Genomic DNA, 17,438 nt, shown 5'->3' on the forward strand with positions numbered 1-17,438 from the left:
CAACGAGAGGCCAGCACCCGGCCACTTGGGCGGAAACGGGCGGGCGGGCGGGAGAGTGGGAGAGGAACCGGGTGGGTGAGGCAGGAGTGGCTGAGGAACCCGGCGGGGGGCAGGAGTGGCTGAGGATGGGGGGATGCTGACCGCGAGACGCGTACTGATCGTGGCGTACGACAACACGCAGATCCTCGACATCGCCTGCCCGAGCAGCGCCCTGGACATAGCCAACCGCTGCGGAGCGAACCCCCCGTACCGCATAGAACTGGGCACAGTGTCCCGCCGCCCGGCCCACAGCTCGGCGGGCATCGCCCTGACCGCGGGGCAGAGCCTGGAGACGGTCGCAGGGCCCCTGGACACCCTCCTGGTGGCGGGCGGCGCCGGGTACGAGGAGGCCGCCGCCGACCCCCGCCTGGTCACCCAGATCCGCCGCCTCGCCCCCCACAGCCGCCGCGTGGCCTCCGTCTGCACCGGCGCCTACGTGCTCGCCGCCGCGGGCCTCCTCGACCACCGCCGCGCCACCACCCACTGGGGGTACGGCGACCGCCTCGCCGCCCGCCACCCGACGGTGGCCGTCGACACGAGGCCCCTGTACGTGCGCGACGGCAACGTCTACACCGCCGCGGGCGTCACCAGCGCCCTGGACCTCACCCTGTCCCTGATCGAGGACGACCACGGCCCGACCCTGGCCCGCGCGGTCGCCCGTGAGCTGGTCTCCTACCTCCACCGCCCCGCCGACCAGGCCCAGATCAGCATGTTCCTGGCGGCGCCCCCGCCGGGCGACCGCCTGGTCCGCGACCTCCGCGGCCACATCGGCGCGCACCTCGCCGACGACCTCTCCCCCGCCGCCCTGGCCGCCCGCGCGGGCGTGAGCACCCGGCACCTGACCCGCCTGTTCACCACCCATCTGGGCACCACACCGGCCCGCGCGGTCCGCGCCGCCCGCACCGAGGCCGCCGCCCATCTGGTGCGCTCCAGCGCGCTCTCCCTCGCGGCCGTCGGGCGCCGCTGCGGCTTCCGCTCCGCGCAGACGCTGCGGCAGGCGTTCCTGGACCACTATGGCGCGGGCGGGGACACGATTCGCAGGATGCCGGACATGCCCCGGCCACGGGCACGGCCGGGCCGGGAGACTCCCGTGCCATGACGGACATCCACCCGGGCCGCCGTGCCCTCCTGCGCGGCACCACCGCCACCGCGGCCACCGCGGTCCTCGCCGGCACGGGCCTCGCCGGCGCCTCCGAGGCCGCCGCGACCCCGTACCCGTACGCCTCCGAGAAGCGCGGCGGGGGCAGCGGCCCCCGCATCGGCATCCTCCTGTACGACGGCTACAGCCTGCTCGACCCGACGGGCCCCGCCGAGGTCCTGTCCCGGCTGCCCGGTGCGAGCGTCACGATGCTTGCCGAGCGGCGCGGGCCCGTGCGGACGGACACCGGTGACGTGGCCGTCGTGGCGGAGCGCGCCCTGGAGGAGGCGGGCCGCCTCGACGTGCTCCTCGTACCCGGCGCGGGCAACCGCGGGACGGTCGGCGCGATGGAGAACCGGCGGCTGCTGCGGTGGATCCGCGAGACGGACCGGCACACCCGCTTCACCACGTCCGTGTGCACGGGCTCCCTGATCCTGGCCGCCGCCGGGCTCCTGGACGGGCGGCGCGCGACGACGTACTGGGCGTCGGGCCCGTACCTGGAGCAGAACTTCGACGTCACCTACGTACCCGAACGGTATGTGCGCTCCGGGAAGTTCCTCACAGGGGCGGGCGTCTCCGCGGGCCTGGACATGGCCCTGTACCTGGCGGCGCTGCTCACCGACGACGAGACGGCGAGGGCGGTGCAGCTGGCCGTCGAGTACGACCCGCGGCCGCCGTTCGACGCCGGGAACGCCCAGCGGGCGAGCGCGGAGGAGAAGGCGCGGGCCCTGAAGCTCCTGGCGGACTCCCAGGTATGAGGCCGCCCCCCAGGACCCGCGGAACCCTCAAATGAACCCGCGGAACCCTCAGGCCCGCGGGTACCGCGCCAGCCACCCCGGCGCCGCCCCCGCGGGACTGTGCAGCGCCGGGCCCTGCGTCATCTCCATGGCGAAGTCGTCCGCGAGTTCCAGGACGGTGGCCCGGCCCTCCAGTTCGGTGAGCCAGCCCGGCGGGAGCGCCGTCTCGCCGTGCAGGGCGCCGAGGAGGGCGCCGCACAGCGCGCCGGACGCGGCCGACGAACCGCTGTGGTTGACGGCGAGCCGCAGCCCGTGCCGGATGTCCTCGCCGACGAGGGCGCAGTACACGGCGGCGGCGAGCGCGCCGACCGCCTCGCCATCGCCGACGAGTTCGGTGACGCGGGACGCGGTGGGCATGCCCTGCCGGACGGCGCCGAGCGCGTGCCGCAGCGCGTCGGTGACGGGCTGGTGGCCCGGCCGGGCGGCGAGCAGGGCGAGGGCGCGCTGGATGGCGCCGTCCAGGGACTCGCCGCGGGCGAGGCCGTGCACGAGGACGGTGTGGGCGCCCGCGGCGAGGTGGGCCGTGGGGTGGCCGTGCGTCTGCACGGCGCACTCGACGGCGAGTTGCAGCACCAGCTGCGGCTCCCACCCGACGAGCAGCCCGATGGGCGTCGACCGGGTGGCGGCCTCCGGGCCCTTCTCGCCGGGGTTCTTCGGTACGTCGAGGGTGCCCATGCGGTCGTCGGCGAGCCCGGTGAGGCAGGCTCGGGACGGCGCGCGGCGCGCGTACAGCCACTCCTCGCGGGCCAGCCAGCCGTCCTCCGCGCGACGTTCGTCGGGACCCCAGTCGCGCTGGGTCGCCGCCCAGCGGCGGTAGGCGCGGTGCAGGTCGGTGGGCGGGTGCCAGGCGCCGGTGTCGCGCCGCACCTGGGCGCGTATCAGCCCGTCGACGGTGAACAGCATCAGCTGGGTCGCGGCGGTGACGGCCCCGCGCCGCCCGTGCGCCGGCGCGAGTTCCGTGAGTCCCTCGCCGCCGTGGGCCTCGCGGATCGCGTCGAGGGTGAGCCCGTCGACGGGCGCCCCGAGGGCGTCGCCGACGGCGGCCCCGAGCAGCGCGCCGCGTACCCGGCTGCGGAAGTCCTGCTGCTCGGTGCGGCCCCACACCCCGGTCGCTGCTGCAGTGCTCACCGAACCCCCTTTCCCGTGCCCCGGCGTCCGACTCCGCAGCACTGTAATCGAACGGGAACGGTGGGTTCAGGGCCCAAGGTTTTTGTACGGAGGTGCCCTTACGGCGGCATTTGCAGGCCCTGGTCCTTCTCGGGTGTGGGGCGGTGTTCCGCGTACTCGATCACGGTTCCGTCGGGGTGCCTGGCGGTGGATCCCGCCCCCGTCGGCACCCGGTGCAGCGGTTCGACGACTTCGGCGCCCTCGGCCTCCAGGCGGGCGGGATACGCGTCGGCGGAGTCGACGAGGAGCGTTCCGTCGGTGGCGCGGAAGGGCGCGAGGACCGCGAGGACCTCCTCGGTGCCCTCGACGAGCAGAAAACTTCCCAGGACGGCGAGGGTCGGTTCCCGCTGCGGACACGTGAAGTACATGTCCCGTTCGGTGCCTTGGAGCCGCTCGTAGAAGGCCGTCACGGCGTCCCCCGATCTCGGCGCCCGGTGGGCCCGCCGCTCGGCGGCTACCCCTCCCGCAGCCGGTCGAGTTGCTCCCGTGCCCACCCGTACCCGGGGTCGAGGTCCAGGGCCCGCTCCAGGTCGGCCACGGCCTGGGCGGTCCTGCCGAGGGCCTCGTGGGCGAGGGCGCGGCTGCCCAGGGCCCAGGTGTAGCCGGGGTCGAGGGCGAGGGCGCGGTCGTAGGCGGCGAGGGCCTCCTCGTGGCGGCCCGCGAGGCGCAGGACGTCGCCGCGCTCCCCGGCGATGCCGCTGCCGTCGGGGGCGAGCCGCTCCGCGCGGTCGAGGTCGGCCAGGGCGGCCGGGATGTCGCCGAGCACGGAGCGTACGTGGGCGCGGCGCGTGAGGGCCCAGGTGTAGTCGGGCCACAGGGCGAGGGCGTGGTCGAAGTCGGCGAGGGCTTCCTGCGGGCGGCCGAGGACGTACTTCACCTGGGCGCGGCTGCCCAGCGTCAAGGGCTCGTCCGGGCCCAGGTCGTGGGCCCGGTCCAGTTCGGTGAGCGCTTCCTCGTGGCGGCCCGCCCTGCGGTACGTCTCGCCGCGTTCGCGCGCCACCAGGGCGGCTTCGGGCAGCAGTTCGCCGCAGCGGTCGATGTGCCGCAGGGCCGCCTCGTGGTCGCCGGCCCCGCCCCGGGCGCGCAGCGTGACGGCGAGGCCGTGGTGTCCCCACGGGTCGTCCGGGGCGAGTCCGACGGCGCGCGTGTGGTCCTCCAGGGCCCGCTCGGGCATGCCCGCGCCGAAGTAGCACCAGCCGCGCGCGTTGTACGCGGCCACGCGGCCCTCGTCGTCGAGGCCGCCGCGGGCCAGGAGCAGATCCACCACGCGGGCCGGGCCGAGGCGTGCGTCGGCGAGGGCCGTCAGGCACTCCTCGCCCCAGCGCCGCAGCCGGTCGTCCCCGGCGTCCTCGCCCGCGTCCACGAGGACGCGGGCCCACGCGCGGGCCACGGCCTCGTACCGGGTCTGCGCGTGGCAGGCGTCGACGCCCTGCCGCAGGGCGTCGGCGAGCGCGGCGCCGGGGCGTGCGCACAGCCGGTGGTACAGCTCCTCCACGCGCAGGACCCGCCACCCCGGGTCGCTCCACGGGCGGCCCGCCGCCCAGCCGCGGCTCGCCCCGCCCCGGCCGGACCGGCCCTGTCCGCCGGGGGGCCCGCCGCCGGTCTCCTGCTCGTACGTCCGCAGCCTGGCCGCGAACGCCTCCGCGAGGCGGGTGTGGCCCGCGGTCCACTTCTGCGGGGCCGAGCTGCGGCGCAGGCGCAGCATGGGGGTGCGGACGACGTCGTGGTAGCGGGCGCCGCCCTCGCCCCGGTCGGTGACGAAGGGGAGGGTGCGCAGCCAGGCGTACGCCTCGGCCGCCGCGGTTCCCGGGGCGGAACCGGCACGGGGGTCGGGGCCCGTCACGGGGCCTGGCCCGGCGCCGAACGCGGAGTCCGGGCCGGACCTGGAACCCGACCCTGAGCCCGCCCCGGACCCGGAACCCGACCCGGCCCCGGAGTCAGAGCCAAACCGGGTACCCGACCAGGACCCGGACCCGGAACCCGACCCGGACCCGGAGCCGGAGCCGGGGCCGGAGCCGAGGCCGGAGCCAAACCCGGAACCCGACCCGGAACCCGACCCGGTCCCGGCCCCGGAACCCGACCCGGCCCCGAATCCCGACCCGCAGCCGGGTCCCGAGGCCGTCGCCGTGGCCTCATCGGCCGCCCCGGTCGCGACCCCCACCACCTCCTCGTCCAGGCGGCGCGGCAGCGCGCAGTCCAGAGCCGCCGCCCGCCGCACCGGATCCGGCTCCCAGCGCAGGAAGCGCTCGACGGCGCCCGCGCTCGGGTCGCTCACGTCGGCCGGGACGCGGGCGCCGGGTTCGGCGAGCGTCGAGACCAGGACGGGCAGCCGCCCGGACAGCCTGAGGACCTCCGCCACCACGGGCTCCTCGGTGACGCCCTTGGCGGCGAGCAGCCCGCGCGCCTCGTCCTCGGTGAACGGGGACAGCGGCAGGTCGCGGGCGAAGTCCCGCAGGTCCGGCCAGAGCTGGGGGTCCGGGGGGCGCTGCCCGGAGACGACCACGACGGTGTTCGCGGGCAGTTCGCCGTACCGGTCGGTGGTCATCAGGTCCCGCAGCCAGCGGTCGAGGACCGGTGCCGTCCGTTCGTAGGTGTCGAAGAACAGGACCAGCCAGGGCGCATCGTCCGCCGCGGCGGCCAGGTCGGCGGTGAAGGCGGGCGTCAGGGTGCGCTCGGGTTCCAGGAGGGACCCGAGCGCACCGGCGCCGCCGCCCGGTTCGCCGTTCCCGGCACCGGTGCCGAACCGGTGCCCGAAGCGTTCCCGCAGGCCGTCGGCGCCGCGCTCCAGCTGGGCCGGGTCCACCGCGGCCGCCGCGAAGGGGCCGACCACCGGCACCATGCCGAGTCCCGCGACGCCCGCCCTGACGGCGAGTCGGCTGCCGGCCGACGCCGCTCCGCCCGTGCCGGGGTCGGCGGACGGCGCGGCCGCGGCCTCGCGGGCGCGCTGCCGGTAGGCGGCGAGCGCCCGCTCCAGGGATTTGAGGCGCCGCTCCTGCCGCTCGAACTGGTCGGCGACCTCGGTGAGCACCCGCGGCAGGGAGTCCACCGTCTCGTCGACGTGGGCGACCAGGGCTCCGCGGTCACACGCGAGCTGGCGCAACTCCCCCACCAGGGACGTCTTGCCCACGCCCGCGGGGCCGTGCACGCAGAACAGGAAACGGTGCCGGTCGTCCTCCGGCGGCACGTCGAAGTTCTCCCGGAACAGGCGCAGTTCGTGCCGCCTGCCCACGAAGCCCGAGCGCCCGCGGCGCCGGATCAGCTCCTGCATCGACGGCCGGCCCGGCCCTCGTGATACCCACCCCATGCCCCGCACCCCTCTCGCCCGCCCGCCCGCACACCCGCACACCCGTGCCGGGTGCGTCCCGCCCTGCGCTTGCCGTCGGCTACCGACAGTACGGCGAGCACGGTCCCGCGGAGGGGATGGAGACGCTTACCCGCAAGTAGGCTCCAGTTCGGCCCACACGGTCTTGCAGCCGGCCGGAGCCGGGACGACGCCCCAGCGTTCCGAGTACGCCGCCACGAGCAACATCCCGCGCCCCGACTCGGCCCACCCCGCCCCCGGGCCGTCGACGCGCGGAATCCGGTCACCCCGCGCGTCGGTCACCTCGACGCGGAGCGCCCCGGCGGGATCGAGCCGGAGCGCAAGGCGGAAGTCGCGGCCGGGAACGCGGCCGTGCAGCACAGCGTTCGCGGCGAGCTCGGCGACCACCTGCCGGGCATCCCCGGAGGGGACACCCCAGTCGCGCAGTTGACGCACCGTGAGCAGCCCGGCGAGCCGCGCACCGCTGCGAGTGGCGCTCAACTGGACCGAGAACTGGCGGGCGCCGACGGCGGCCTGAGTCATTTCACTGTTCACATCACTCAGCGTGGCCGCTCGCCTCTACCCTGAACAGCGAGTGAGCCGGTACGCAGAGCGACTGTACGGGTACCTTCCGGAGTCGTCCGGCTCGTACGCGGAAGGCGGGGCGGCGTGGAGGACGAGGAAGCGGCGGCGGTACTCAAGGCCGTGGGCCGCCAGATCAAGGCCTGGCGGGAGACAGCGGGCCTGCGACAGGCGGAGTTGGGCGCGGCCATCGGGTACAGCGAGGAGATGGTCTCCTCGGTGGAACGGGGACGACGCGTCCCGAAGCCGGACCTCCTGGACCTGGCGGACGAGGTGCTGGGGGCGGCCGGGAAGATCTCTGCGATGAAGGGGGACGTGGAGGAGGCGCGGTACCCCCGCTCGGTACGGGACTTGGCGAAGCTGGAGGCCGAGTGCGTCGAGCTCGGCGCGTACGCCAGCCACCACGTCCACGGCCTGCTCCAGACTCCTGAGTACGCGCAAGCGCTGTACGCGATGCGTCGGCCGTCCTACACGGAGGACGAGATCGAGCGCCATGTCGGTGCACGCATGGCGAGAAAGGCCATTTTTGAACACACCCCTCGACCTCAGATCACCTTTGTCCAGGAGGAGGTGACATTGAGCAGGCCGATCGGGGGCAGGATGGTGCTGCGGCAGCAGCTTGAACACCTGTTGAACGTCGCTCAGCTGCGGCATGTGGCCATCCAGGTGATGCCTACGGACCGTGAGGATCATGCCGGTATGGCGGGCTCCCTCCAGTTGCTGAAACTACGGGACGGCAAAGCGCTGGGGCACACGGAGAGCCAGCTCTCCAACCGGCTGATCAGTGACGCCCGGGAAGTCCAGATCGTTGAAATGCGCTATGGAATGATCCGGGCGCAGGCTCTCGCGCCAAAGGAGTCCCTGGCCTTCATCGAGCAAGTACTGGGAGAGACATGAACCCCGACAGCGGCCTCGCGCAACCCACGTTGCGATGGTTCAAGAGCAGCCACAGCAGCAACGACGGTCCCGAATGCGTCGAGGTAGCCATACCCCCCATCCGCACCACCGTCCACATACGCGACTCCAAGAACACATGCGGCCCATGCCTCACTGTCCAAGGCGCGGCGTGGGCCGAGTTCGTAGGCTTCGCGGCCCGGCGCTGAGAGGCCCGGGCCTATGCGTCCAGGACCGGAAGCAGCTCCGGCAGGTGGCCGTCCGACGCGGTGGCTGCCCGCTGCCGGTCCTCGGGGACCTCGCCGTACAGCGTCGTGCGCGGGCGCGACGGGCGGCCCGCCGCGTCCGCGATGGCGACGAGGTCCTTGACGGAGCGGTACGAGCCGTAGCTGGAGCCCGCCATGCGGGAGATGGTCTCCTCCATCAGGGTGCCGCCCAGGTCGTTCGCGCCGGAGCGGAGCATCTCGGCGGCGCCCTCCGTGCCGAGCTTCACCCAGCTCGTCTGGATGTTGGGAATGTGGGGGTGCAGGAGGAGCCGGGCCATGGCGGTCACGGCGCGGTTGTCGCGGGTGGTGGGGCCGGGGCGGGCGATGCCCGCCAGGTACACGGGCGCGTTGGTGTGGATGAAGGGGAGGGTCACGAACTCCGTGAAGCCGCCCGTCTCCTGCTGTACGGCCGCGAGGGTGCGGAAGTGGCCGAGCCAGTGGCGGGGCTGGTCCACGTGCCCGTACATCATCGTGGAGGAGGAGCGCAGGCCCAGCTCGTGGGCCGTCCTCACGACCTCGATCCAGGTCGCGGCGGGCAGCTTGCCCTTGGTGAGGATCCAGCGGACCTCGTCGTCGAGGATCTCGGCGGCCGTGCCGGGGATGGAGTCGAGACCGGATTCCTTGGCCTGCTGAAGCCACTCGCGGATCGAGAGGCCCGTGCGGGTCGCGCCGTTGACGACCTCCATCGGGGAGAAGGCGTGCACGTGCATGCCGGGCACGCGCTCCTTCACCGCCTTCGCGATGTCGAAGTACGCCGTGCCGGGCAGGTCGGGGTGGATGCCGCCCTGCATGCACACCTCCACCGCGCCGACGTCCCAGGCCTGCTCGGCGCGGTCGGCGACCTGCGACAGGGACAGGGTGTAGGCGTCGGCGTCGGTGCGGCGCTGGGCGAAGGCGCAGAAGCGGCAGCCGGTGTAGCAGACGTTGGTGAAGTTGATGTTGCGGGTGACGATGTACGTGACGTCGTCGCCGACCACGGACTTGCGGACGTCGTCGGCGACGGAGCAGAGCGCGTCGAGCGCGGGCCCGTCGGCGTGCAGCAGGGCGAGGGCCTCGCCGTCGGTGAGGCGGGTCGGGTCGTCGGCGGCCGTCGCGAGGGCCGCGCGCACGTCGCCGTCGATGCGGGAGGGCACCATGCCGGGCGCGGCCTGCTCGCGCAGCGCCTCCCAGTCCCCGTACACCTCGTCGAAGTCGTCGCGCCGGTCGGCGGTGCGGCCCGTGGTGTCGATGGTGCGGTGCAGGTCGGTGCGGCCGGAGGCGGCGACGTACCCCTCGTCGGGCTCCTGCCAGGGCAGGCCCCGGACGGGCGCGTCGGGGTCGGCGAGGCCGGTCTCGGGGTCGGCGAGGGCCCGTACGTGCGGCAGCAGGCGCGGGTCGAGCCAGGGCTCGCCGCGGCGCACGAACTCCGGGTAGACGCAGAGGCGTTCGCGGAGCGTGAAGCCCTCCGCCGCCGCCCGCTCGGCCAGCTCCTCGATCTGCGGCCACGGCTTCTCGGGGTTCACGTGGTCGATGGTGACGGGTGAGACGCCGCCCCAGTCGTCGATCCCGGCCCGGATCAGGCGGCCGTACTCGCCGTCGACGAGGTTCGGCGGGGCCTGGACGCAGCCCGCGGGGCCCATGATGAGCCGGGCGACCGCGACCGTCGCCACCAGGTCGTCGATCTCGGCGTCCGGCATGCCGCGCATCGCCGTGTCCGGCTTGGCGCGGAAGTTCTGGATGATCAGTTCCTGGATGCCGTGGTAGGACCGGGCGACGCGGCGCAGCGCGAACAGCGAGTCGGCCCGCTCCTCGTACGTCTCGCCGATGCCGATGAGCAGCCCGCTGGTGAAGGGGACCGAGGAGCGGCCCGCGTCCTCCAGGACCCGCAGGCGGACCGCGGGCTCCTTGTCGGGCGAGCCGTGGTGGGGGCCGCCGGGCTCGCTCCACAGCCGTTCGGCGGTGGTCTCCAGCATCATGCCCATGCTGGGCGCGACCGGCTTGAGCCGCTGGAAGTCGGTCCAGGTCAGGACGCCCGGGTTGAGGTGCGGGAGCAGGCCGGTCTCTTCCAGGATGCGGATCGCTATGGCGCGGACGTAGGCGATCGTGTCGTCGTACCCGTGCGCGTCGAGCCACTCGCGGGCCTCGGGCCAGCGGTCCTCCGGCTTGTCGCCGAGGGTGATGAGGGCTTCCTTGCAGCCGAGCGCGGCGCCTCGGCGGGCGATGTCGAGGACCTCGTCCGGGGACATGAACATGCCGTGCCCGGCGCGGCGGAGTTTGCCGGGGACGGTCACGAAGGTGCAGTAGTGGCACTTGTCCCTGCACAGCCGGGTGAGCGGGACGAAGACGCTCTTGGAGTACGTGATGACGCCTTCGCGGCCCTCGGCGGCGAGGCCCGCGTCCCGGACCCGGCCGGCCGTCGCCGCGAGGTCCTCCAGGTCCTCGCCGCGCGCCTGGAGCAGCACCGCGGCCTCCGCGACGTCGAGGGCGACACCGTCCCTGGCACGTTTCAACGCCCGCCGCATGGCGTTGGCGGTCGGCCGGTCCTGTGCCTTCTCGGGATCCTGCGGCGCGCTACTGGTCATGGCACCGAGCATACGAGCGCCCTCCTCGGCCCCGGTCGCCCCGGTGGCCGGAAGGCGGTGCCCCGTAAGGGGCGCGGGGAGTTGCGCGCTCAGCGTGCGACGGGCCAGTTGCGCGCTCAGCGCGCGACGGGCCGCAGACGCATCTGCCTCATCGCCCCGCAGACGCGACTGCGAACCCGCCGTGGCGGGCCGCGCAGTTCCCCGCGCCCCTACGGGGGCCCTGCCCAGGGGCGCGGGGAACTGCGCGCGCAACCAGCAACAACCCGCAGACGCAACTGCCACCTCACCCCGCAGACGCGACCGCGAACCCGCCGTGGCCGATCGCGCAGATCCCCGCGCCCCCAAGGAAAACCCCGCCAGGGGCGCGGGGAACTGCGCGCGCAACCAGTGGCAAGCCGCAGACGCGTCTGCCCACCACCCCGCAAACGCGACTGCGAATACGCCGTGGCTGGTCGCGCAGTTCCCCGCGCCCCCTACGGGGGCCCTGCCCAGGGACGGGCGCGCACCTTACGGGTCGCGTGGGGGAAACCCCCCGATCCCCTTCCCTTGCAGGGGAGTTCACGGCTCAATACCAGAGTTGCCCGCACCACCAAAACTCAGGGGAGCCGCAGCATGTGCGAGGACGAACGCCACCTGAACAGACGCGCGCTGCTCGTGACGGGGGCGGCGACCGCCCTTACGTTGGGCAGTGTGAGCTTCGCCAGTGACGCCGGGGCCGGGGAACGGCCGGACGGCGGGGGTACCGGCAGGGAGCGGACCGGCAAGGAGACGAAGACGGTCCGGGGCACGCTGCCCACCGGGTCGCCGGACTTCGTGTACCTGCCGGTCGAGGTCCCGCGCGGGGTGCGGGAGCTGCGCGTCGCGTACACCTACGAGAAGCCGTCCGTCCCAGCGGGCACCGTCGGCAACGCCCTGGACATCGGCGTCTTCGACGAGCGCGGCACGGACCTCGGCGGCAGGGGCTTCCGCGGCTGGTCGGGCGGCGCCCGCTCGGAGTTCTTCATCCGGGCCGACGAGGCGACGCCCGGGTACATCCCGGGCCCGGTGCGCGCAGGGACCTGGAACATCGCGCTCGGCCCGTACACCGTGGCCCCGCAGGGACTGCCGTACGAGGTGACGATCACCCTCACCTACGGCGCGCCCGGCACCACGCCGAAACCCGTGTACCCGCCGGAGCGGGCCAAGGGCCGCGGCCGTGCCTGGTACCGGGGCGACTGCCATCTGCACAGCTGGTACTCGGACGGCCGCCGCACCCCCGCGGAGCTGGGCGCCCTCGCCCGCGCCGCGGGCCTGGACTTCATCAACACCTCCGAGCACAACACGCACTCCGCGCACGCCCACTTCTCGGACGTGGCCGGTGACGACCTGCTGGTGCTGCTCGGCGAGGAGGTCACCACCCGCAACGGCCACGTCCTCGCGGTCGGCACCGAGCCCGGCACCTTCGTCGACTGGCGCTACCGCGCCCGCGACAACCGCTTCGGCCAGTACGCCCGGCACATCCGCCGCGCCGGCGGCCTGGTCGTGCCCGCCCACCCGCACGCCACCTGCGTGGGCTGCAACTGGAAGTTCGGGTTCGGCGAGGCGGACGCGGTGGAGGTGTGGAACGGGGCGTTCTCGCCGGAGGACGAGGTGGCGATCTCCGAGTGGGACAACGCGCTGGTCGCCGCCGCCCGCGGGGGCCACCGCTGGACGCCCGCGATGGGCAACAGCGACGCCCACCGCGACCCCGACCCCGTGGGCCGCCCGCAGACCGTCGTCCTCGCCGACGACCTGACCCGCGAGGCGATCCTCGACGGCATCCGCGCGGGGCGCTCCTACCTCGCGGAGTCCAAGGACATCGAGGTCGCCTTCTCCGCGGCCGGTGGCAAGGGGCGGCGCGCGGGCATCGGCGAGCGCCTGCGCGTCGACGCCACCGCCCCGGTGACCGTCCGCCTCGACGTCGAGGGCGTGCCCGGCACCATCGTCCGCTTCATCACCGACCAGGGGGTTCTCTTCACCGGTCCGGTGGTCCCGGAGTCGGGCACGGCGACCGTGGAGTGGCGTACGACGCCCTCGTACGCCGCCTATGTACGCGCCGAGGTGCGCGCACCCTCGACGACCCCGGGCGTGCCCGGCCCCATGAAGGCCCTCACCAATCCCATCTTCCTCGGGCGTTGAGACCGGCCCCGTAAGGGGCGCGGGGAACTGCGCGAGCGGCCACGAAACAGCCGCAGACGCGTCTGCGGGGATCTCAGCAGACGCATCTGCGGCTTTTCGCGGGCTGAGCGCGCAGTTCCCCGCGCCCCTTACGGGGCGCCCCCAGGCCAGACCAGGGACTGCACCTCGCTGTACGCGCCCAGTGCGAACGACCCGCAGTCGCGCCCCACCCCGCTCTGTTTGAACCCCCCGAAGGGGGCCTCCATGTTGCGGCCGACGGTGTTCACGCCGACGCCGCCGGCGCGGAGCCGCCCCGCGACCCGGAAGGCGCGGGCCACGTCGCCCGACCAGACGTAGCTGAGCAGGCCGTACTCGCTGTCGTCGGCCAGGGCGACGGCCGTGTCCTCGGCGGCTTCGCCGGTGCCGTCGAAGGGGACGACCACGACGACCGGGCCGAAGATCTCCTCGCGGACCACCCGCATCCCGGGGGCGCAGTCGGCCAGGAGGGCGGGGGCGACGTAGAAGCCCCGGCCAGTGGCGACCGGGGGGCGTTCGCCGCCCGTCACGACCCGCGCCCCCTCCTTGCGGCCGAGTTCCACGTACGACTCGACGCGCTCGCGGTGCGCGGCGGAGATCACCGGCCCGACGACGGTGTCCCGCTCCCTGGGGTCCCCCACCCTGAGCCGCCCCGCGTACCGCGCCAGCTTCCCGAGCAGGGGCTCGTACACCGGCCGCTGCACGATGACGCGCGTCGGCGCGGTGCAGATCTGGCCGCTGTAGAAGGAGAACGTGGTGCCGATGCCCGCCACCGCCGCGTCCAGGTCCGCGTCCTCGAAGACGATCGCCGCGCCCTTCCCGCCCAACTCCATGAGCTGGCGTTTCATGGTGCGTCCGCAGATCTCGCCGATGCGCCTGCCGACCGCCGTCGAGCCGGTGAAGCTCACCATGTCGACGTCGGGCGAGTCGACGGCGGCAGCCCCGACGTCGGTGTCCCGGCCCGACACGACGTTGACCACGCCGGGCGGCGCGCCCGCCTCGGCGAGGGCCGCCGCGAGCCGGTACACCGACAGCGGGTCCTGCGGCGCGGGCTTGACGACGACCGTGTTGCCCAGGGCCAGGGCCGGGGCGATCTTGCCCGCCGGGTTCGCCCAGGGGTTGTTGTACGAGGTGACGCAGGTGACGACGCCGACGGGGCGGCGGACGGCGACGGCCCCGAGCACGGCGGCCCCGCCCATCGGGCCCGCCTCGTGCACCTGCGGCGGAAGGCCCGTCTCGACGGGCTCCAGGGCGCCGCGCGCGTACCGGCGCAGCCGTGCCGCGGCGACCGCCACCTGCATGCCGCGGGCCGTCGCGGTGGTCGCGCCCGTCTCGGCCCGCGCGAGCTCGACGTGGGCTGCGAGGTCCCGCTGGATCACGTCGGCCGCGCGGTCCAGGACGGCCGCCCGCTCCTGCGGGGAGGTGCGCGACCAGGGCCCGAAGGCGGCCCGCGCCGCCGCTGCCGCCTGCCACACCTGGTTCCGGCTCGCCTCCGGGGCGAGGCCCACGACGCCTTCGGTGGCCGGGTCGATCACCTCGTAGTGCCCGCCGTCGGGCGCGACCCACTCCCCGTCGACGTACAGCCGCTGCGGCCCGCCCGGCTCCCGCCCCGCCGCCGCGCTCACCTCGTGCTCACCGTCCTGGTGTCCCGCCCCGACCGCAGCACCGTCCCCGGTACGGCGCCGCTGACCACGTCGTCGCGGATCACCTCGACGCCGTTGACCCACACGGCGTTCACCCCGATCGCCTCGGAGTCCAGGCGCGGGCTGTCGCCGGGCAGGTCGTGGACGAGGGTGGCCTTGCCCGCGTCGACGCGCTCGGGGTCGAAGAGGACGAGGTCCGCGTGGTACCCCTCGGCGATCCGGCCCCGCTCGCGCAGGCCGAAGAGGCGTGCCGGGTCGTCGGTGAGCATCTTCACCGCCTGCTCCAGACCCACGAGCTTCCGGCCGCGCAGACAGTCCCCGAGGAACCGGGTGGTGTAGGGGGCGCCGCACATGCGGTCCAGGTGCGCGCCCGCGTCCGAGCCGCCGAGCAGGACGTCCTCGTGGTCCCAGGTCGCGGCGCGCAGCGCCCAGGAGTCCGGGTCGTTGTCGGTCGGCATGGGCCACAGGACCGTGCGCAGTCCGTCGTTGGCGCAGATCTCGACCAGGCACGCGAAGGGCTCCTGGCCGCGCTCGGCCGCGATGTCGCCGACCACCCGGCCGGTCAGGCCCTCGTTCGCGGCGGAGTAGGTGTCCCCGATGACGTACCGGTCGAAGTGGGTGAGGCGCCGGAACACCCCGGCCTCCTCGCCGGTGGCCCGCCGCAGCATCTCCGCCCGCACACCCGGGTCCCGGAGCTTCGCGATCCGCTCGGGCACCGGCAGGCCGAGGACGTCGCCCCAGCCGGGGACGAGGTTGAGCGCGCAGAACGTACCGAGCGACATGTTCATGGGCGTGAGGATCGGCATGGTGAGGGCGACGACCCGGCCGCCGGCCCTGCGGGCCCGCTCGCTCGGCACCAGTTGCCGCTCCACCCGCTCGGGCACGGCGGCGTCGATGGTCAGCACGTTCCAGTTCAGCGGCCGGCCCGCGACCGCGCTCATCTCCACGAGCAGGTCGATCTCGGCGTCGCTGAACCGGTCGAGGCACCCGGCGACGATCGCCTCCAGCTGCGTTCCCTCGTGCTCGGCGACCGCCCTGGACAGCGCGAGCAGTTCCTCGGGGCCCGCGTGCCGGGACGCCACGGGCGCCCCGTCGCCGTCGGAGTGCGTGGAGGACTGCGTGGTGGAGAGCCCCCAGGCGCCCGCGTCCATCGCCTCGTGGAACAGTTCGAGCATCCGCTCCAGCTGCCCGGCCGACGGCTGTCCGCCGACCGCGTCGGGCCCCATCACGTACCGCCGCAGCGCGCAGTGCCCCAGCATGAACCCGGCGTTGACGGTGATCCGCCCTTCCAGCGCGTCCAGGTACTCCCCGAACGAGTGCCACGACCAGGGCGCGCCCTCCTCCAACGCCGCCAGCGACATGCCCTCGACCCTGGACATCATCCGCCGCGTGTAGTCGGCGTCCTCGGGCCGCTCCGGGTTGAGCGGCGCGAGCGTGAACCCGCAGTTCCCGCCCGCGACCGTGGTCACCCCGTGGTTCAGGGACGGGGTGGCGCAGGGGTCCCAGAACAACTGGGCGTCGTAGTGCGTGTGCGGGTCCACGAACCCGGGCGCGAGGATCAGGCCGTGGGCCTCCTCACGGGTACGGGCCTCCTCCGTGACGGCGGGGGCGACCACGGCCACCCGTCCGTCCCGGACACCGACGTCGGCGACACGGCCGGGCGCCCCCGTCCCGTCGACGACGGTCACTCCCTCGATGAGGTGGTCGAGCATGACGACAGGTCCTCCCCTGCTTCGATGACCTACGCGGAAGCCGACCCGCGGAATCGACTCGTCCGGTGCACGGGGTCGGTGTCGATCCTCGGGATCACGTGCTCCCCGATCAGCCGGATCGTGTTCAAGGTGTCCGCGTACGAGATGCCGATCGGCAGCCCGAAGGACAACTGGTCGGCCCCGGCCTGCTCCCAGCGCTTGCACTGCCGCGTGACCTCGTCGGGATCCCCGCAGATCATCAGCTCCTCGGCGATGAGCAGCTCGATGATCTCCTCGGTGTAGTCGGGCAGGACCTCGGGCCACTCGGGGATGCCCTCGGGCCGCGGGAAGGTGTCGTGGTAGCGGAAGACGAGGGACTGGAGGTAGTTGAGCCCGCCGTGCACGGCGATCTCGACGGCCTTCTCGTGCGTCTCGGCACAGATCGCCGTCGACGTGACCATGACGTTGTCGTTGACGAAGTCACCGATGGGCTCGGCGTCGCGGACCGCGGTCTTGTACTGCTCCAGGACCCACTCCATGTCGGAGACCTTCTGCACGCTGAAGCCGAGCACCCCGAGGCCCTTCCTCGCGGCCATGGCGTACGAGGACGGGGACCCAGCCGCGTACCACATGGCGGGGTGCGAGGCGCCGTACGGCTTGGGGAGGACCTTGCGCGGCGGCAGCTGCCAGTGCTTGCCGTGGAACCCCTCGTACTCCTCCTGGAGCCACATCTTGGGGAACTCCGCGATGGTCTCCTCCCAGATCTCCTTGGTGTGGTCCATGTCGGTGATGCCGGGCAGGAAGCCGAGGATCTCGTGGGACCCGGCGCCGCGCCCGCTGCCGAACTCGAACCGCCCCTGTGACAGGTGGTCGAGCATCGCGACCTTCTCGGCGACCTTCACGGGGTGGTTGACCTGGGCGAGGGGGTTGAAGATCCCGGAGCCGAGGTGGATGCGTTCCGTCGCGTGCGCGAGGTAGCCGAGGAAGACGTCGTTGGCGGAGAGGTGCGAGTACTCCTCCAGGAAGTGGTGCTCCGACGCCCAGGCGTACTTGAAGCCCGACTTGTCCGCCTGGATGACGTACTCGGTCTCCTCCATCAGTGCCTTGTGCTCGGCCAGCGGGTCCGTCTTCGCCCGCTTGCCGACGTATCCCTGTACGAAGAGTCCGAATTCCACGGAGGTTCACCG

General features: G+C 73.8%; 13 protein-coding genes. 5 read left to right on the top strand and 8 right to left on the bottom strand.

Features of this window, described 5'->3' with window-relative positions:
• Positions 1 to 133 precede the first annotated feature (133 nt).
• Both GPA10_RS15100 and GPA10_RS15105 read left to right on the top strand, forming a co-directional pair.
• The gene (locus GPA10_RS15100) at positions 134 to 1,138 is read left to right on the top strand and encodes a GlxA family transcriptional regulator (RefSeq protein ID WP_058846151.1); all 1,005 of its coding nucleotides are present in this window, start codon (positions 134 to 136) and stop codon (positions 1,136 to 1,138) included.
• Positions 1,135 to 1,935 (top strand): DJ-1/PfpI family protein, encoded by an 801-nt coding sequence (locus GPA10_RS15105; protein ID WP_058846152.1) that lies wholly within the window; start codon positions 1,135 to 1,137, stop codon positions 1,933 to 1,935. Before GPA10_RS15100 ends, GPA10_RS15105 begins: the two co-directional genes overlap by 4 nt.
• Positions 1,936 to 1,983: 48 nt before the next feature.
• Here the strand turns inward: GPA10_RS15105 and GPA10_RS15110 are convergent, their stop codons facing one another.
• The 4 genes from GPA10_RS15110 to GPA10_RS15130 form a co-directional block, all read right to left on the bottom strand.
• A complete protein-coding gene (locus GPA10_RS15110; RefSeq protein ID WP_058846153.1) occupies positions 1,984 to 3,102 on the bottom strand; it encodes an ADP-ribosylglycohydrolase family protein in 1,119 nt (372 codons plus the stop codon).
• 98 nt (positions 3,103 to 3,200) lie between these two features.
• Positions 3,201 to 3,551: a VOC family protein gene (locus tag GPA10_RS15115; protein ID WP_198351608.1), complete on the bottom strand. Its 351-nt coding sequence runs from the start codon at positions 3,549 to 3,551 to the stop codon at positions 3,201 to 3,203.
• Positions 3,552 to 3,595: 44 nt separating this feature from the next.
• Positions 3,596 to 6,445, bottom strand: coding sequence for a tetratricopeptide repeat protein (locus GPA10_RS43370; RefSeq protein WP_281364798.1), 2,850 nt, complete (start codon positions 6,443 to 6,445; stop codon positions 3,596 to 3,598).
• A 126-nt stretch (positions 6,446 to 6,571) separates the two neighbouring features.
• On the bottom strand, positions 6,572 to 6,985 hold the full coding sequence (locus GPA10_RS15130; protein ID WP_157166052.1) for an ATP-binding protein: 414 nt from the start codon (positions 6,983 to 6,985) through the stop codon (positions 6,572 to 6,574).
• 126 nt (positions 6,986 to 7,111) lie between these two features.
• Here GPA10_RS15130 and GPA10_RS15135 point away from each other — a divergent pair, with 126 nt between their 5' ends.
• On the top strand, positions 7,112 to 7,921 hold the full coding sequence (locus tag GPA10_RS15135; protein ID WP_343040870.1) for a helix-turn-helix domain-containing protein: 810 nt from the start codon (positions 7,112 to 7,114) through the stop codon (positions 7,919 to 7,921).
• A complete protein-coding gene (locus GPA10_RS15140; protein WP_157165936.1) occupies positions 7,918 to 8,127 on the top strand; it encodes a DUF397 domain-containing protein in 210 nt (69 codons plus the stop codon). The genes GPA10_RS15135 and GPA10_RS15140 overlap by 4 nt, the downstream gene beginning before the upstream one ends.
• A gap of 11 nt (positions 8,128 to 8,138) precedes the next feature.
• Here the strand turns inward: GPA10_RS15140 and GPA10_RS15145 are convergent, their stop codons facing one another.
• Positions 8,139 to 10,745 carry a bifunctional FO biosynthesis protein CofGH gene (locus tag GPA10_RS15145; protein WP_157165937.1) on the bottom strand — a complete coding sequence of 869 codons (2,607 nt, stop codon included), beginning with the start codon at positions 10,743 to 10,745 and terminating at the stop codon, positions 8,139 to 8,141.
• 612 nt (positions 10,746 to 11,357) lie between these two features.
• Here GPA10_RS15145 and GPA10_RS15150 point away from each other — a divergent pair.
• Positions 11,358 to 12,902 (top strand): CehA/McbA family metallohydrolase, encoded by a 1,545-nt coding sequence (locus GPA10_RS15150; protein ID WP_157165938.1) that lies wholly within the window; start codon positions 11,358 to 11,360, stop codon positions 12,900 to 12,902.
• 128 nt (positions 12,903 to 13,030) lie between these two features.
• Here the strand turns inward: GPA10_RS15150 and GPA10_RS15155 are convergent, their stop codons facing one another.
• From GPA10_RS15155 to GPA10_RS15165, 3 genes are read right to left on the bottom strand one after another with little or no spacing between them, the layout of a single operon-like run.
• A complete protein-coding gene (locus GPA10_RS15155; protein WP_343040872.1) occupies positions 13,031 to 14,542 on the bottom strand; it encodes an aldehyde dehydrogenase family protein in 1,512 nt (503 codons plus the stop codon).
• Entirely contained in the window at positions 14,539 to 16,272 is a 1,734-nt protein-coding gene (locus GPA10_RS15160) for an N-acyl-D-amino-acid deacylase family protein (protein WP_157165939.1), read from the bottom strand. The genes GPA10_RS15155 and GPA10_RS15160 overlap by 4 nt, the downstream gene beginning before the upstream one ends.
• A 29-nt stretch (positions 16,273 to 16,301) precedes the next feature.
• Positions 16,302 to 17,426 (bottom strand): LLM class flavin-dependent oxidoreductase, encoded by a 1,125-nt coding sequence (locus GPA10_RS15165; protein WP_343040873.1) that lies wholly within the window; start codon positions 17,424 to 17,426, stop codon positions 16,302 to 16,304.
• Positions 17,427 to 17,438 lie beyond the last annotated feature (12 nt).

The sequence above is a fragment of the Streptomyces typhae genome (assembly GCF_009755605.1).
GTDB lineage: Bacteria > Actinomycetota > Actinomycetes > Streptomycetales > Streptomycetaceae > Streptomyces > Streptomyces typhae.

Coding starts and splice junctions, on each gene's coding strand:
- GPA10_RS15100 (WP_058846151.1), top strand. CDS start 134: ATGCTGACCGCGAGACGCGTACTGATCGTGGCGTACGACAACACGCAG.
- GPA10_RS15105 (WP_058846152.1), top strand. CDS start 1,135: ATGACGGACATCCACCCGGGCCGCCGTGCCCTCCTGCGCGGCACCACC.
- GPA10_RS43370 (WP_281364798.1), bottom strand. CDS start 6,445: ATGGGGTGGGTATCACGAGGGCCGGGCCGGCCGTCGATGCAGGAGCTG.
- GPA10_RS15130 (WP_157166052.1), bottom strand. CDS start 6,985: ATGACTCAGGCCGCCGTCGGCGCCCGCCAGTTCTCGGTCCAGTTGAGC.
- GPA10_RS15140 (WP_157165936.1), top strand. CDS start 7,918: ATGAACCCCGACAGCGGCCTCGCGCAACCCACGTTGCGATGGTTCAAG.
- GPA10_RS15145 (WP_157165937.1), bottom strand. CDS start 10,745: ATGACCAGTAGCGCGCCGCAGGATCCCGAGAAGGCACAGGACCGGCCG.
- GPA10_RS15150 (WP_157165938.1), top strand. CDS start 11,358: ATGTGCGAGGACGAACGCCACCTGAACAGACGCGCGCTGCTCGTGACG.
- GPA10_RS15160 (WP_157165939.1), bottom strand. CDS start 16,272: ATGCTCGACCACCTCATCGAGGGAGTGACCGTCGTCGACGGGACGGGG.